Annotated in this window: 20 protein-coding genes; 13 read left to right on the plus strand and 7 right to left on the minus strand. The window is 31.8% G+C overall.

What is annotated here, in order from left to right; translation table 11 throughout:
• A partial coding sequence (locus tag QNK89_RS01830; RefSeq protein WP_340169268.1) for a 3-oxoacyl-[acyl-carrier-protein] synthase III C-terminal domain-containing protein occupies positions 1 to 257 on the plus strand: 257 nt, incomplete at its 5' end.
• Between the two features lie 92 nt (positions 258 to 349).
• Here the strand turns inward: QNK89_RS01830 and QNK89_RS01835 are convergent.
• Together QNK89_RS01835 and QNK89_RS01840 are read right to left on the minus strand one after the other, a co-directional pair.
• The gene (locus tag QNK89_RS01835) at positions 350 to 1,093 is read right to left on the minus strand and encodes a T9SS type B sorting domain-containing protein (protein ID WP_340169269.1); all 744 of its coding nucleotides are present in this window, start codon (positions 1,091 to 1,093) and stop codon (positions 350 to 352) included.
• Positions 1,094 to 1,873: 780 nt separating this feature from the next.
• Positions 1,874 to 3,310: a hypothetical protein gene (locus tag QNK89_RS01840; RefSeq protein WP_340169270.1), complete on the minus strand. Its 1,437-nt coding sequence runs from the start codon at positions 3,308 to 3,310 to the stop codon at positions 1,874 to 1,876.
• A gap of 150 nt (positions 3,311 to 3,460) precedes the next feature.
• On the opposite strand from QNK89_RS01840, the gene QNK89_RS01845 reads away from it, so the two are divergent.
• Positions 3,461 to 3,823, plus strand: coding sequence for a CoA-binding protein (locus QNK89_RS01845; RefSeq protein WP_340169271.1), 363 nt, complete (start codon positions 3,461 to 3,463; stop codon positions 3,821 to 3,823).
• Here QNK89_RS01845 and QNK89_RS01850 read toward each other — a convergent pair.
• Entirely contained in the window at positions 3,807 to 5,294 is a 1,488-nt protein-coding gene (locus QNK89_RS01850) for a sodium:solute symporter (protein ID WP_340169272.1), read from the minus strand. The two genes, QNK89_RS01845 and QNK89_RS01850, sit on opposite strands and share 17 nt — an antisense overlap.
• A 124-nt stretch (positions 5,295 to 5,418) precedes the next feature.
• Here QNK89_RS01850 and recR point away from each other — a divergent pair, with 124 nt between their 5' ends.
• The 3 genes from recR (at position 5,419) to QNK89_RS01865 (ending at position 8,575) form a co-directional block, all read left to right on the plus strand.
• Positions 5,419 to 6,036: a recombination mediator RecR gene (gene recR, locus QNK89_RS01855; RefSeq protein ID WP_340169273.1), complete on the plus strand. Its 618-nt coding sequence runs from the start codon at positions 5,419 to 5,421 to the stop codon at positions 6,034 to 6,036.
• A 4-nt stretch (positions 6,037 to 6,040) separates the two neighbouring features.
• On the plus strand, positions 6,041 to 7,138 hold the full coding sequence (locus QNK89_RS01860) for a glycosyltransferase family 2 protein (RefSeq protein WP_340169274.1): 1,098 nt from the start codon (positions 6,041 to 6,043) through the stop codon (positions 7,136 to 7,138).
• 114 nt (positions 7,139 to 7,252) lie between these two features.
• On the plus strand, positions 7,253 to 8,575 hold the full coding sequence (locus QNK89_RS01865) for a dihydrolipoamide acetyltransferase family protein (RefSeq protein ID WP_340169275.1): 1,323 nt from the start codon (positions 7,253 to 7,255) through the stop codon (positions 8,573 to 8,575).
• Positions 8,576 to 8,825: 250 nt separating this feature from the next.
• On the opposite strand, the gene QNK89_RS01870 is transcribed toward QNK89_RS01865, so the two are convergent.
• The 4 genes from QNK89_RS01870 to QNK89_RS01885 all read right to left on the minus strand — a co-directional run bounded on the left by QNK89_RS01870 (position 8,826) and on the right by QNK89_RS01885 (position 9,874).
• On the minus strand, positions 8,826 to 9,227 hold the full coding sequence (locus QNK89_RS01870) for a hypothetical protein (RefSeq protein ID WP_340169276.1): 402 nt from the start codon (positions 9,225 to 9,227) through the stop codon (positions 8,826 to 8,828).
• Between the two features lie 17 nt (positions 9,228 to 9,244).
• Positions 9,245 to 9,415 carry a hypothetical protein gene (locus QNK89_RS01875; protein ID WP_340169277.1) on the minus strand — a complete coding sequence of 57 codons (171 nt, stop codon included), beginning with the start codon at positions 9,413 to 9,415 and terminating at the stop codon, positions 9,245 to 9,247.
• A gap of 4 nt (positions 9,416 to 9,419) precedes the next feature.
• The gene (locus tag QNK89_RS01880) at positions 9,420 to 9,632 is read right to left on the minus strand and encodes a hypothetical protein (protein WP_340169278.1); all 213 of its coding nucleotides are present in this window, start codon (positions 9,630 to 9,632) and stop codon (positions 9,420 to 9,422) included.
• 83 nt (positions 9,633 to 9,715) lie between these two features.
• Positions 9,716 to 9,874 carry a hypothetical protein gene (locus tag QNK89_RS01885; RefSeq protein ID WP_340169279.1) on the minus strand — a complete coding sequence of 53 codons (159 nt, stop codon included), beginning with the start codon at positions 9,872 to 9,874 and terminating at the stop codon, positions 9,716 to 9,718.
• A 90-nt stretch (positions 9,875 to 9,964) separates the two neighbouring features.
• Here QNK89_RS01885 and QNK89_RS01890 point away from each other — a divergent pair, with 90 nt between their 5' ends.
• From QNK89_RS01890 to ftsY, 8 genes are all read left to right on the plus strand, one after another.
• Complete coding sequence (locus tag QNK89_RS01890) at positions 9,965 to 10,738, plus strand: 3'-5' exonuclease (RefSeq protein ID WP_340169280.1); 774 nt, start codon at positions 9,965 to 9,967, stop codon at positions 10,736 to 10,738.
• 35 nt (positions 10,739 to 10,773) lie between these two features.
• Positions 10,774 to 11,385, plus strand: a complete 612-nt coding sequence (locus tag QNK89_RS01895) for a fumarylacetoacetate hydrolase family protein (protein ID WP_340169281.1) — start codon at positions 10,774 to 10,776, stop codon at positions 11,383 to 11,385.
• Positions 11,386 to 11,727, plus strand: a complete 342-nt coding sequence (locus tag QNK89_RS01900) for an Hpt domain-containing protein (RefSeq protein WP_340169282.1) — start codon at positions 11,386 to 11,388, stop codon at positions 11,725 to 11,727.
• 3 nt (positions 11,728 to 11,730) lie between these two features.
• A complete protein-coding gene (locus tag QNK89_RS01905; protein ID WP_340169283.1) occupies positions 11,731 to 12,978 on the plus strand; it encodes a competence/damage-inducible protein A in 1,248 nt (415 codons plus the stop codon).
• A gap of 78 nt (positions 12,979 to 13,056) precedes the next feature.
• On the plus strand, positions 13,057 to 13,293 hold the full coding sequence (rpmB, locus tag QNK89_RS01910; RefSeq protein ID WP_340169284.1) for a 50S ribosomal protein L28: 237 nt from the start codon (positions 13,057 to 13,059) through the stop codon (positions 13,291 to 13,293).
• A gap of 27 nt (positions 13,294 to 13,320) precedes the next feature.
• Complete coding sequence (rpmG, locus tag QNK89_RS01915) at positions 13,321 to 13,503, plus strand: 50S ribosomal protein L33 (RefSeq protein WP_340169285.1); 183 nt, start codon at positions 13,321 to 13,323, stop codon at positions 13,501 to 13,503.
• 8 nt (positions 13,504 to 13,511) lie between these two features.
• Positions 13,512 to 13,664: a DUF4295 domain-containing protein gene (locus QNK89_RS01920; protein ID WP_340169286.1), complete on the plus strand. Its 153-nt coding sequence runs from the start codon at positions 13,512 to 13,514 to the stop codon at positions 13,662 to 13,664.
• A 273-nt stretch (positions 13,665 to 13,937) separates the two neighbouring features.
• Complete coding sequence (gene ftsY, locus QNK89_RS01925; RefSeq protein ID WP_340169287.1) at positions 13,938 to 14,912, plus strand: signal recognition particle-docking protein FtsY; 975 nt, start codon at positions 13,938 to 13,940, stop codon at positions 14,910 to 14,912.
• The last annotated feature ends 287 nt before the right edge of the window (positions 14,913 to 15,199 follow it).

Consider the following 15,199-nt stretch of genomic DNA (forward strand, 5'->3'; position numbering starts at 1 on the left):
TAAACTCAACGGATGTTGATTTATTTATACCACATCAAGCTAATTTAAGAATATCAGAATTTGTTCAAAGACAGTTCAAATTTAATGATAACCAAGTGTTTAATAACATTCAAAAATACGGTAACACAACGGCAGCATCAATTCCTATTGCACTAACCGAAGCTTGGGAGGAAGGAAAAATAAAAGAAGGTGATAACGTCGTGTTAGCTGCTTTTGGTAGTGGTTTTACTTGGGGAAGTGTGATAATGAAGTGGTAAGTAATTAAAATTTTTAAAAAAAAGAGTTAAATAATAATATAAAATACCAATGTTACGACATTGGGATTTTTCTATTTTAAGGATAGAATAATTTATCGCTTTAAAGTAAAGTGGCCTTTAAACTCGATACCTTCTATTGTTATTAAATACCAATAATCTGCAGTGGGTAGTAAATGTCCATTTAAAGTGCCATCCCATCTTACGCTTCTGTTTTTAGTAGCAAAAAGCAACTTGCCAAAACGATTAAATATAATCACTTTAGAACTGTTAAAGTATTCCAAATCGTTAAGCGCAAAGTAATCGTTAACGCCATCACCATTTGGTGTAAAAAACTGTGGAATATAAAAGTGTAAATGTTGCTGTGTTATTTCAACGTTACATTCTAAAGATCTTACGTAAGCCGAATAAAGACCATTAGGCATGTTTGTAAATATATTATCATTCTGGTAGTTAATACCATCTAAAGAGTACTGGTAATTTGCCTGTGTGCTTGTGGTTATAATTATTGAATGATTAACAGATTCAACACTTGCAATTATTGGTGTGACATTGCTAGTTACTGTGAAATTTGTAATTTCTAATGCACAACCATCTGTAACTTCTACGCTATATGTACCGGAGTTTTCAATTTCAATAGAAGACGTTTGCTCTGCTGTAATCCATTGGTATTGTGGATTTTGTATTGATGTGTTTGGTTCTAAAATTAATGTGTCTTCATTGCATATAGATAGCTCAATATTTATTACATCTATTACTTGTGTTCCTGTAATCTCCCAAACACATGAAGTGGTATTAAATGTTGCAGTTTTCCAACATTCTAAATTAGTGGGTTGCACGTCTTGATTTCCGTTATTTATCCATGTGCATGAAGTGGTGTCAAATTGAAAATCATCCCAACAGTTTACATTTGTTGGTTGTGTAGGTTGTGTACCGTTGTTTTCCCATGTACATGAAGTGTTGTTAAACTGATAATTATCCCAACAGTTTACATTTGTAGGTTGTATAGGCTGCGTACCATTATTTACCCAAGTACATGAAACGCTATCAAACTGATAATTATCCCAACAGTTCGTATTTGTAGGTTGTGTAGGTTGCGTTCCAGAAACATCCCAACTACAAGTTGCACTATTATAATTAGTCGACTCCCAGCATTCTAAATTAGTTGGTTGCGTGGGTTGTGTTCCAGAAACATCCCAAGTACAGGTTGTGTTATTGAAAGTGCTTGTCTCCCAACATTCTAAATTAGTTGGTTGAACTGGTTGTGTTCCAGAAACATCCCAACTACATGTTGTATTATTGAAAGTGCTTGCCTCCCAACATTCTATTGTTGGTTGACTAGGCTGAGTTCCAGAAATATCCCAAGTACAGGTTGTAGCATTAAAAGTTGTTGTTTCCCAGCATTCTAAATTAGTTGGTTGAGCAGGTTGTGTTCCTGTAATATCCCAGCTACAAGTAGTATTGTTTAAACTCGCGATTTCCCAACATTCTAGATTAGTGGGTTGTATAGGTTGCGTACCAGAAACATCCCAAGTACAGGTTGTGGAATTAAAAGCCGACGTTTCCCAGCATTCTAAATTAGTTGGTTGAACAGTTTGTGTTCCGGTAATATCCCAGTTTCAGGTAGTATTGTTTAAAGTCGCGATTTCCCAGCATTCTAGATTAGTAGGTTGGCTAGGTTGTGTACCAGAAATATCCCAAGTACATGTTGTGGAATTAAAAGCCGCAGTCTCCCAACATTCTAAATTAGTTGGTTGAACAGTTTGTGTTCCAGTAATATCCCAACTACAAGTTGTACCATTAAAAGTTGTTGTTTCCCAGCACTCTAAACCAATTGGTTGAGCAGGTTGTGTACCTGTTATATCCCAACTACAAGTTGTAGCATTAAAAGTTGTTGTTTCCCAACACTCTAAATTAGTCGGCTGTGTTGACTGTGTGCCAGAAATTTCCCATAGACAAGTCGTGGTATTTAAAGTAGCAGTTTCCCAACACAACAATGTTGGTTGAGCAGGTGGCTGAGTAATAGTAACTGTTATAGTTGCAGAAGCTGTATTATCTGGAGGAACTCTCCCAGAATCGGTTACTAAACAGTTATAAATAGTAGTTGAATTTATATTTATTGATAAATTGGCATTTGTACCTAAAACAGTTGTAGAACCTTGTACTGTCCATTCATAGGTGTAAGTTCCTAATGCATTAATAGGATCTGGAGTCGCATTAAGTTGTGTTGTTGCATTGTTACAATAAGTAGGTGTAGTACTCATTGTAATGTTTTCTTCTATTGATAAATTTATGGAGCAAATAATGTCTGAAACAACTTCTGAGGCACCATAAATGCTATGACTTGTAAAATTAGAACAATTAATACTTGCTTGTAATGGCGATACATTTATTGTTGCTGAATCATTGCCTCCTGTAGCTATAAGTTCGTAAGTTGGATTAATACTACAGGGATCTGCAGTAATAATGGTGACCACTCCGAATATACTATTTAGCCCACCTGTGTTTGGAATGGTACCAATTAATGTTGAATTAGATGGTGTTGTAACATCAACTTCCACAAGTTCATTGTTATCTGCACTTAGATATAAGCTACCTTCAAAATACGTTAAGTCTCCAGCACTTCCATAACCAACATTTCCTAAAAGTGTCGCTGTCAAAGCGTTTACATCTATTCTAAATAGTTCTCCTGGAGCATCTCTATTAACACCTAATAAAAATCCATCACTCTCTTTAACTAAAGAATCTATTTCAATATCACCACCAAAGCCAATGCCTGTTAGAATTCCTAAATTAGTAATTACACCAGTTGAAACATTAATTCTATAAAGTGAAGCATCATATCGAATTCCATATAAAGTGTTATCAGTGTCACCTTGAGAAATGTCTGTAAAACTATCAGTATGGCTTGCAACGACTGTTGTTGAGCAGGTTGAGAAATCTGCCAATACAACATCACCATTTGCTATACTTAAATAGGCAGTATTAACAGATTGTGCTTGGGATAAAGCACAAAATATTAGTAGTATAAAATTTAAAAAAAAAATATTTTTCAATAGCGATAAATAAAATGCAGTCTCAAATATAATTCTTTTGAGAGTATTATATTAGAATTCTCATGTTTATTTTATTAGCATTATTAGAATTCTAATAGTTTTATATGTTACGCTTTCTAGCACAACTTTTTAAAAAGTAACATTATTTATATGAATAAAAAAACATTAGTACTTGGCGCATCTACAAAGCCAGAACGCTATTCTAATATGGCAATTAGGAAGTTAAGAAACTACAAACATGATACTGTGGCTTTTGGCATGCGAGAAGGTGAGGAGCATTGTGTAGTTATAGATACAGAATTACAAGACTATAAATATATAGATACAATTACCCTATACTTAAATCCAAAAAGACAAGAACAGTATTATAATTATATTGTCTCTTTAAACCCAAAACGCGTTATTTTTAATCCAGGAACAGAAAACCCTGAATTTTATAATTTGCTAAAGGAAAATAATATAGAATTTGAAGTTGCTTGTACTTTGGTTTTGCTGTCTACAAACCAGTATTAAAAGTTTCTTTTTTTGAAATAATTAGCAATCCTAAAAAGGTAATAAATCCATTTAAAGGTAAAATCTCCCAGTGGAAAGCATATTGACCTATAAAACTATCTGGAAAAGTTGTAGGAGCTAACGTTATTAAATAAGTAATAATAATTGAGGCTAAACCAATTGCCCAAGCGAAATTATCTATAATTTTTCGTTTGGTTAAAATACCAAAAGCAAAAATTCCAAGTAGAGGTCCATAGGTGAATGTGGCAAATTTAAAGAGATTACTTACAACACTTCCTTCTAAAGAATTGAAGATGATAACTACAACAATTAGTACTAAAGAAACTATAATATGTACCTTTTTACGTAATGGCTTTTGTACTTCAAGTGGTTTCTTTTCAATGTTTAAAAAATCTACAGAAAACGAGGTGGTTAAAGAAGTTAAAGCAGAATCTGCACTACTATAGGCAGCTGCAATTAATCCTATAATAAAAGTTATGGCTAAGCCTTTGCCTAAGCCTTGATTCATTGCTATTTCTGGAAATAATAAATCGGTTCTAGTAACACCATTAAGTTCTGGTATTGCAACATTAAACTGTTCTGCATAAATAAATAATAAAGCACCCAGTGTTAAAAAAACAAGGTTTACAATAACTAGTAAAATAGACATGGATAGCATGTTCTTTTTAGATTCGTTTGCATTTTTACACGTTAGGTTTTTTTGCATCATATCTTGATCTAAACCTGTCATGGCAATAGTTATAAAGATGCCTCCAATAAAGTATTTCCAGAAGTTTATTTTACTATTTATATCTTCGAAAAAGAAAATCTGACTCTTGTTTTTAAAAGTTTCTTTGGTAAAAGTTTCAGCTAAAGTCCAATCTAGTTTGTTTAAGATTAAAACAATAGCAACAATTACTGAAGTTAACATGGCTATGGTTTGTAAAGTATCTGTCCAAATAATAGTTTTTATGCCACCTTTATTAGTGTATAACCAAATTAGTAGAATAGAAATAACAACAGTTACCCAAAACGGAACACCTAAGCTTTCAAATACAATATATTGCATGGCTAATGCAACTAAGTATAATCTAAATGAAGCACCAGTTACTCTAGATAGCAAGAAGAAAAAAGCACCAGTTTTATAGCTAACAACACCAAAGCGTTCTTCTAAATATTGATAAATAGAGGTTACATTTAAGCGATAGTATAGTGGAACCAATACAAATGAAACTACCAAGTACCCAATAAAGAAGCCTAAAACACCTTGCATGTAAGCAAACTCTTGACCAGCTATTAAACCTGGAACCGAAATAAATGTAACACCAGAAAGCGATGCGCCAATCATGCCAAAAGCCACCAAATACCAAGGTGCAGATTTATTAGCTTTAAAAAAAGCAGCATTAGTGTCTTCCTTTCCAGTGAAATATGAGATTAAAATTAGCACACCAAAATAGGCTGCAATAAGTAATAATATTTGAATAGCTGACATGTAAATTGTTTTCTGAAGTCGAAAATACAAAATTAGTTAAGAGTTAAGTATAAACACTTAAAAGTTTCAAGTTGAAGGCATAAAAATTAGCGAAATTGAAGGCTAAGTTATAAATTCGCACTCTATGGAATTCTCTTCTAAACTTTTAGAAAATGCGGTGAGCGAAATCTCACAATTACCAGGTATTGGTAAGCGTACAGCATTACGTTTGGCTTTGCATTTGTTAAAACAACCCAAAGAGCAAACAGCTAATTTAACTCAAGCGCTATCAAATATGCGTGAGGATTTAAAGTTTTGTAAATCTTGTCATAATACTAGCGATGTTGATTTATGTAAAATATGTAGCAATCCACTAAGAAAAGATAATATTATTTGTGTTGTTGAAGATATTCGAGATGTTATGGCTATAGAAAACACAGCTTCTCACAGAGGGTTGTACCATGTTTTGGGAGGGAAAATTAACCCAATAGAAGGTATTGGACCTCACGATTTAAACATTGTAAGTTTAGTAGAAAAAGTAAAAACTGGAAACATTAAAGAACTTATTTTTGCTTTAAGCCCAACAATGGAAGGTGATACTACCAATTTCTATATTTTTAAACAATTACATGGTTTAGAGGTGGAAACGTCTACGATTGCAAGAGGTATTTCGGTTGGAGATGAATTAGAATATGCAGACGAAATTACTTTAGGACGCAGTATTTTAAATCGTATACCATTTGAAGCATCACTAAAACAATAGCCATTTGCAACTTTCAATCATCATACTAAATTACAATGTGCATTACTTCTTAGAGTTATGCTTGCAAAGTGTAGAAGCTGCAATTAAAAATTTAGATGCTGAAATTATTGTAGTCGATAACAACTCTCAAGACGACAGTTGTAAAATGATTAAAAAGAAGTTTCCAAATGTTAAACTCATTGAAAATAAAGAAAACACAGGCTTTTCAAAAGGAAATAATATTGGAGTTAAGCAAGCAAAAGGCGAATACCTTTGTGTACTAAATCCAGATACTGTTATTGCGGAAAACACTTTTAAAACGCTTTTGGCTTTCGCCGAAAAACAAAACAATTTGGGTATTGTTGGTTGTAAGTTAATAGATGGAAATGGTAATTTTTTACCAGAAAGTAAACGCAATGTTCCAGTAACTAAAATAGCAATTAACAAAGCTTTAGGGAACTCTAAAAACTATTACGTAAACCACTTAAAAGAAAACGAAATTGGTAATGTAGATGTTTTTGTAGGTGCTTTTATGTTCTTAAAACGTAGTGTTTATAGGAGAGTTAAAGGGTTTGATGAGGATTATTTTATGTACGGAGAAGACATTGATATAAGTTATAAGGTAAAGAAAGCTGGTTACCAAAGTGTCTATTTTGGAGAAATAACAGCAATACATTATAAAGGAGAAAGCACATTAAAAGACAAAACTTACGCGAAGCGTTTTTATGGCGCAATGCAAATATTCTATAAAAAACACTTTAAAAGTAATTTCGTTTTTGATGCTTTAGTGTTCTTCGGAATACAATCTGCCAAATTATTTGGAACTAAAGTTTCAATAGAAAAGATGAATTTCGAAAATTACTCGCTTATTTCAAATACTATAAATAAAGCTTTGGCTTTAAAGCTTTCAAAGCCATTAATATTGCTTTCAATAGCCGCAGCACATAAAGAGAATACACAAATTATTTTTGATGCTAATCATGTAAGTTATCAATCAATGATTGCTGAAATGAGCAATTCTGAAAAAAATAAAAATTTATCGTTTAAAATACTTCCAAAAAACGCTAATTTTATCCTCGGAAGTCATTCGTCTAAAAGCAGAGGCGAAGTGATACATTTTTAAATATCAGTTTATTATAAAAACTGAATTCAAAATTATATGGAATAGTCAGACAAATACACTATTTTTTATTAATTTTACATTCTGAAAATACAATAAGACACATTTTTTATTAATATGGCAAGATTTGAACTAAAATTACCGAAAATGGGAGAAAGCGTTGCAGAAGCAACAATTACTTCATGGTTAAAAGAAGTTGGAGATACTATTGAGCAAGATGAAGCAGTTCTAGAAATTGCAACAGACAAAGTAGATAGCGAAGTACCATGCGAGGTTGATGGTGTTTTAGTAGAAGTGCTTTTTAATGTAGACGATGTTGTTCAAGTAGGACAAACAATAGCTGTTATAGAAACAGAAGGAGAAGGCAATGCAACTGTTGAGACTCCAGAAGTTAAAGAAGTTGAGGTAGAAAAAACAACACCATCAACAGCAGATGTTGTACAAACTGTAGTTGCAGCACAAGAAACTACTGCACCCATTAGTTCTAATGGAGATCGTTTTTATTCGCCATTAGTTAAAAATATAGCTAAAGCCGAAGGTATTGCTCAGGTAGAGTTAGATGCCATTCCAGGTTCTGGAAAAGAAGGTAGAGTAACTAAAGCAGATATGCAAGCGTATTTGAAAATACGTAGTTCTCAGCCTGCAAAAACAATTGCTACTCCTACACAAACAGTTCAAACTTCTACTAAGATAGAGGTGAAAAAACCAGCAACTCCAATAATAGCTGCAGAAAGTGATGAGATTATAGAAATGACTAGAATGGGCAAATTAATTGCGTATCACATGGTAGAAAGTTTGCAAACTAGTGCTCACGTTCAAAGTTTTATAGAAGCAGATGTTACTAATATCTGGAATTGGAGAAAGAAAGTAAAAGATAGTTTTATGAAACGTGAAGGTGAGAATCTAACCTTTACGCCAATTTTTATGGAAGCCATTGCAAAAGCATTGCGTGATTTCCCATTGATGAATATCTCGCTTCAAGGCGATACCATCGTTAAAAAGAAAAACATTAATCTTGGTATGGCTGCTGCATTAGGTAATGGCGATTTAATTGTGCCAGTTATAAAAAATGCAGATCAACTAAATTTAGTTGGGATGACTAAAGCTGTTAACGATTTAGCAGCAAGAGCAAGAGATAATAAATTAAAGCCAGACGATATACAAGGCGGAACCTATACAGTTACTAACGTTGGTACTTTTGGTAGTATCATGGGAACTCCAATTATTAACCAGCCACAAGTTGGTATCTTAGCATTAGGTGCAATACGTAAAGTGCCTGCAGTTATAGAAACACCAGAAGGCGATTTTATTGGTATTCGTTATAAAATGTTCTTATCGCACTCTTACGACCACAGAGTTGTAAATGGAGCTCTTGGCGGACAATTTGTAAAAGCAGTAAAAGAGTATTTAGAAGGTTGGGATTCTAACAGAGAAATATAAATTCTTGTGGATATAGGAATCTTCTTTTTGATTTCTAAATCTTAAAATTATAAAATAGCAAAAACACAGTTTTAGACTGTGCTTTTCCTATTTTAGAGAGGTTTGTTTATGTTCTCAGTTTTGAAACCGTTTCTATGTTTTATATCTTTCAGTAAACCAGGTTCGTATATTTTTGTTACAAAGTCAAACTAAACAAATCTTTGAATTTCTCTTATAATTCGTTGTTTATTTTAATAATTTTAAGCAGTGTTTATTTCAGCTTAATTAGTTTACCTGGAATACTGAAATTTTTATCATCAAGTTTGATATAGCTATTGTAGAATAGTTTATCACCTATAATCTCAATCATTTCAACTTTTACACCTCCTTTATCGTTTATTATTTGTGCTATTTCATCATGTAAATCAGAATTTGGATTACTTGTTAATATATAATTACATTTATCTGTGTATTTAATATCAATTAATAATTCTTCTCCATTTTCCTTTATTTCTATTTGTTGATTATTAGATCTAATAACTTTAAATGAAGTAGGATTATATCTATCCGCAGGAATTAAAAATTCACCTTCTTTAAAATCTTCACAATTTAGATTTTGCGAGAAAGAATTGAAGGTAAAAAAGAGAGTGCATATTATTAGAAATTTGTTCATTTGGTTGCGTGTAATTATTAATTAAAAACCTTTCTTAGTATACTATTAAAGTCTTCAATAGATTTAATATTTTTATAAAACTGCTCTTTAATTTTTAATAATGGTAATGTTGTTTTTATTGGTTTTTTATCTGTTTGAAATTCTTCAACAGCACTCAAGTATCCTGAAGCATCTTCATCTATATTCAACTCGTTAAAATTTATTTTCGCCTAAAATGCTTTTGACTTCTTGACAAATAGTACAATCGTTACTTGTAAATAAAGTTACTTTTTGGTCTTTTAAAGCATTATCTAATCTAATATCTAAGTTAATTTCGGTCTTGTCTATTTCTAAGGTTGGAGCAATTTCGTTTACAATAAAAGTACTATTGTATTTGCCTTCAGATCCCACTAATTGAATTAACAATCAAAGTTCTACTTTACTATTAGGTGGTACATTTGTTATTAATGGTCTTTTGCTGCTACGTCTAAAATCTTTAGTAACAACTCTTAAAAAACATCATAAGAAATAGAATCGCTATTTACAGCATAAAGTGTTAAACATTTACCTTTTTTTTCTTCTACAAGTTTAACATATTTATGCTCATTTTGAGCAAAACAAGCCATAGAAATAATTAAAAAAGTAAGAAGTGTAATGTGTGTTTTCATTGCAAATTTTAAATAATCAAAGTAAAAATAACATAATACATTTATATTTGCATAAACCATAACACGTTTCGCCTTAAAATTATAAAATACATGGAATTAAACCTCACAAAACCAGTTTGCTTTTTCGATTTAGAAACTACAGGAATTAATATTTCTAAAGATAGAGTAGTAGAAATATCAATTTTAAAAGTATTTCCAAATGGTAATAGGGAAAGTAAAACATGGTTAGTAAACCCAGAAATGCCCATTCCTGAAGAAACTTCTGCAATTCATGGTATTACAGACGAGCGTGTTGCAAATGAGCCAACGTTTAAAGCTTTGTCAAAAGATATAAATAACATGATTAAGGATTGTGATTTAGCAGGCTTTAATTCTAACCGATTTGATATTCCTTTATTGGCAGAAGAAATGCTTAGAGCAGATATGGATTTCGATATGAAAGGAAGAGTAGCGATAGATGTTCAAACTATTTTTCATAAAATGGAAAAAAGAACCTTAAGTGCAGCTTATAAATTTTACTGCGATAAAAATTTAGAAAATGCACACTCGGCAGAAGCAGATACTTTAGCAACATACGAAGTGTTAAAGGCACAATTAGATCGATATGAAGATTTAGAGAATGATTCAAAATTTCTAGCAGAGTTTAGCTCACATAAAAAGTTTGCAGATTTTGCTGGCTTTATTAATTATAATAAAGAAGGAGAAGAGTGTTTTAGTTTTGGGAAACACAAAAATAAAAGAGTATTAGATGTGTTAGAAAAAGAACCAGGTTACTTTGGTTGGCTATTAAATGCAGATTTCCCTCTCTACACAAAAAAGGTACTCACAGCAATTAAATTAAGAAGTTTTAATAATAAGATTTAAAAAACACAATATTAAGTATCTTTATTCTATAAAAAATGAAACTAATTTGCATAGGTAGAAACTACACAGACCATATTAAAGAACTAGAAAACGAAAAACCAACAGATCCGGTAGTGTTTTTAAAACCAGACACTGCAATTTTGTTAAAAAAACAACCGTTTTTTATTCCGGAGTTTTCTAACGATGTACATCATGAAGTAGAGGTTTTAGTTAAAATTAATCGTGTAGGCAAATACATAGACAAAAAATTCGCACACAAATATTATGGAGAAATAGGTCTTGGAATCGACTTTACAGCTCGAGATTTACAGGTAAAACTAAAAGCCAAAGGCTTGCCTTGGGAAAAAGCCAAAAGCTTTGATGGCGCAGCAGTAATAGGTGGTTGGTTGCCAAAAACTGAATTTAAAGATTTAAACAATATCAATTTTAGTCTTAAAAAAAATGACGAATTTGTACAAAAAGGAAATACAAGTTTAATGTTGTGGGAAATTGATGAGATTATAGAATATGTGTCTAAATATTTTACTTTAAAGATTGGAGATGTTATATTTACAGGAACTCCAGCTGGAGTTGGCAAGGTCTTTGCTAACGATAAGTTAAACGGATACTTGGAAGACAAAGAACTATTTTCTATTACTGTAAAATAAATGGAACAGCACTATAAATTACACCGATTAAAAGAATTAGCAGATAATGATAAAGAGTTTCTTTTAGCTCTAGCTCAAGCTTTTTTAGAAGAAGTTCCTGCGGATGCAATATTGTTAAAACAAGCAGTAGATAACAATAATAAGCCACAAACCTACCAAGTGTCTCATAAAATGAAACCTACCATAGATGTTTTTGAACTTGGTGTTTTAGATAAGTTAATTGAAATCCAAGATTGGGCAAAACTTGCAAAAGAAGGAGAAGATGTTTCTGCACAGTTAGTTATAGTTTTAGAAGCAATAGAAAAAGCTACTGCAGAGATTAAGGCAGATTTTAATTTATAATACATGCAGGCTGAAATTATTACCATAGGAGACGAAATTCTCATTGGTCAAATTGTAGATACTAACTCTGCATATATTGGTAAAACACTAAATAGTATTGGTGTATCTGTTTATCAAATAACTTCAATACAAGACGATAAGCAGCATATTTTAAAAGCTTTAGCCGAAGCCGAAGTTAATGCAGATATAATTATTTTAACAGGAGGACTAGGTCCAACTAAAGACGATATTACTAAACACACCATTTGCGATTACTTTAATTATGTTCTGGTTCGAGATGCAGCTGTCACCAAAAACATACAAAGAATTTGGAATGACTTTATAAAGAAGCCAATTCAGCAAATGAATTTAGATCAAGCATTAGTGCCATCAAAAGCAAAAGTGCTAATGAATCTTGTAGGTAGTGCACCAGGAATTTGGATAGAGAAAGGAGAAAAAGTTTTTATATCTATGCCTGGAGTGCCTTTTGAAATGAAAGCACTGATGCAAGAAGAGGTGCTTCCAAAGTTAAAAATTAAATACAAACGACCTTTTATAAAGCATAAAACATTTCTTACTTATGGCATGGGAGAAAGTGTCCTAGCAACCATAATAGAAGACTGGGAAGATAATTTGCCTAATAATATTAAATTAGCCTATTTACCAAATTTAGGAAAAGTAAGACTAAGGTTGTCTGGAAAAGGTTTTGATGAGAAAGCTTTAGATAATGATATAGAAAAACAAGTAGAAGCTCTTTTACCATTAATAAAAGATGTTTTTACTGGTTTTGAAGAAGATGGAGATTTAGAAGTGTTAATAGCAAAACAACTTACAAATCAAAATAAAACATTATCTATTGCAGAAAGTTGTACAGGAGGAAAGTTAGCTGAGACGTTTACGCAACATTCAGGAGCATCGACTTATTTTAAAGGAGGTATTGTTACTTATGCAACACAAACTAAAATTGATGTATTAGGCGTTTCAGAAGAAATAATAAATAAGTACTCTGTAGTTAGTGCTCAAGTTGCAGAAGCTATGGCTACACAATGTGTAAAATTATACAACACAGATTTTGCAATAGCAACAACTGGTAATGCAGGACCTACAAAAGGAGATGAAAAAGCAGGAGTTGGAACCGTTTATATTGCATTGGCTACAAAAAAAGATGTATTTTCTCAGAAATTTGAACTCGGTAATAATCGAACAAGAGTAATAAACAAGGCAGTAAATAAGGCATTAGAGCTCCTTCAAAAAGAAATTTTTAAAAATTGATAAAAAACAGATTGTCAATACTAAAACATTTTCTATATTTGCACCTCGAATTTTAGTAACAATTTAAAGTTATAAGTAATGTCAAGAGTTTGTGAACTTACAGGAAAGAAAGCAATGGTTGGAAACAACGTATCGCATGCAAAAAATAGAACTAAGCGTACATTTGACGCTAATTTAATGAAAAAGCGTTTTTTCGTACCTGGAGAAGAGAAGTGGATAACTTTAAAAGTTTCTACATCTGCTTTAAAAACAATCAATAAGATTGGTATCGTAGCAATGTTAAAAGATGCACGATCTAAAGGATTTATAAAATAATAGCCAAGCTATATAAGGATTAAGAAAATGGCAAAAAGAGGAAACAGAGTACAAGTAATATTAGAATGCACAGAGCATAAAGAGTCTGGTAAACCAGGAACTTCTCGTTATATTACAACTAAAAATAAAAAGAACACACCAGATAGAATGGAGATTAAGAAATTTAATCCAATCTTGAAGAAAATGACTATTCATAAAGAAATTAAATAAATAAAGGAATGGCAAAGAAAACCGTAGCGTCTTTACAGACATCGTCAAAAAGATTGTCTAAAGCAATCAGAATGGAAAAATCTCCAAAAACAGGAGCCTACATGTTTGTAGAATCTATTATGGCTCCAGAATTTGTAGATAATTTCTTAAACAAGAAATAAACTCTTTCCTATACAATACTTTTAAAGCTGCTTTCTTAATAGAAAGCAGCTTTTTTAATTTAAAAAAATATTACGTTTCTTTACACTTATTAATGACAAAGTAGCAGTTTTACAAAAAGGGCTTAACTATTGTTAATATAATTTTAGTGTTAACTATATTTTCAAGTTTTTTTGAAAGCCAATAGTTATTACTTGTTCTATTAAAAAAACAAGTAATGCGCACATAATCTGTAGAGTATTAACTTTACAATCAATAACAAACAACAAGCAGTAATGAGTTTTTTTAAAAAAATATTTTCTTCAGAAAAAAAGGAAACTTTAGACAAAGGTTTAGAGAAAACAAGCACAAGTTTTTTAGGTAAACTAAGTAAAGCAGTAGCTGGAAAGTCTAAAGTAGATGATGATGTTTTAGATAACTTAGAAGAGGTGTTAGTGTCCAGTGATGTTGGAGTAAATACAACGCTTAAAGTTATTACTCGTATAGAAGAGCGAGTTGCAAAAGATAAATACTTAGGAACAGACGAACTTAATAGAATTCTTCGCGAAGAAATAGCAGGTTTATTAAGTAAAACGAATTCTGGAGAAGATACAGAATATACTATACCAGAGTTACCAAAACAGGAAAACGGTAATAAGACACCTTACGTGTTAATGGTAGTAGGTGTAAATGGTGTAGGTAAAACTACCACTATAGGTAAATTAGCATACCAATTTAAAAAGCAAGGTTTAAATGTTGTTTTAGGTGCAGCAGATACTTTTAGAGCTGCAGCAATAGATCAATTACAAGTTTGGGCAGACAGAGTAGATGTGCCTATGGTGAGACAAGATATGGGAAGCGATCCAGCTAGTGTAGCTTTCGATGCTTTAGAATCTGGAGTTACCCAAAACGCAGATGTAGTTATTATTGATACAGCAGGACGACTGCACAATAAAGTTAATTTAATGAACGAATTAACTAAAGTAAAACGTGTTATGCAAAAAGTAATAGGAGATGCACCACACGATGTTTTACTAGTTTTAGATGGCTCAACAGGTCAAAATGCATTCGAGCAAGCAAAACAGTTTACAGCAGCAACAGAGGTAACTTCTCTAGCAGTAACAAAACTAGATGGAACAGCAAAAGGAGGAGTAGTAATTGGTATTAGCGACCAGTTTCAAATTCCTGTAAAATATATTGGTGTTGGTGAAGGTATTGAGGATTTGCAAGTGTTTAATAAATGTGAGTTTGTAGATTCGTTTTTTAAGTAATAACTGTTTTTTTAGATGAAAATTAAATTACTTACAGTTTTTTTGTTATTTGCATTTTCAATGTCTTTCGCTTAGTATGATTGGACTCCTGGTAAATTGATTTTAAAAAATGGAGAAGTTTTAAAAGGTTTAATAAAGATAACAACTCCATCTGCTAATCCTATTGGATTAGCTTCCAAAAAGCTTAAATATAAAAAAGATAAAAATTCTAAGAAAAAAAATTGGTAGTGACAAAGTTAGTAAGGTATTCTTCTTCACTTCAAATCAAAATGTTGGTTATTATGAAT

The sequence above is a fragment of the Lacinutrix sp. genome (assembly GCF_037625555.1).
Classification (GTDB): domain Bacteria; phylum Bacteroidota; class Bacteroidia; order Flavobacteriales; family Flavobacteriaceae; genus Lacinutrix.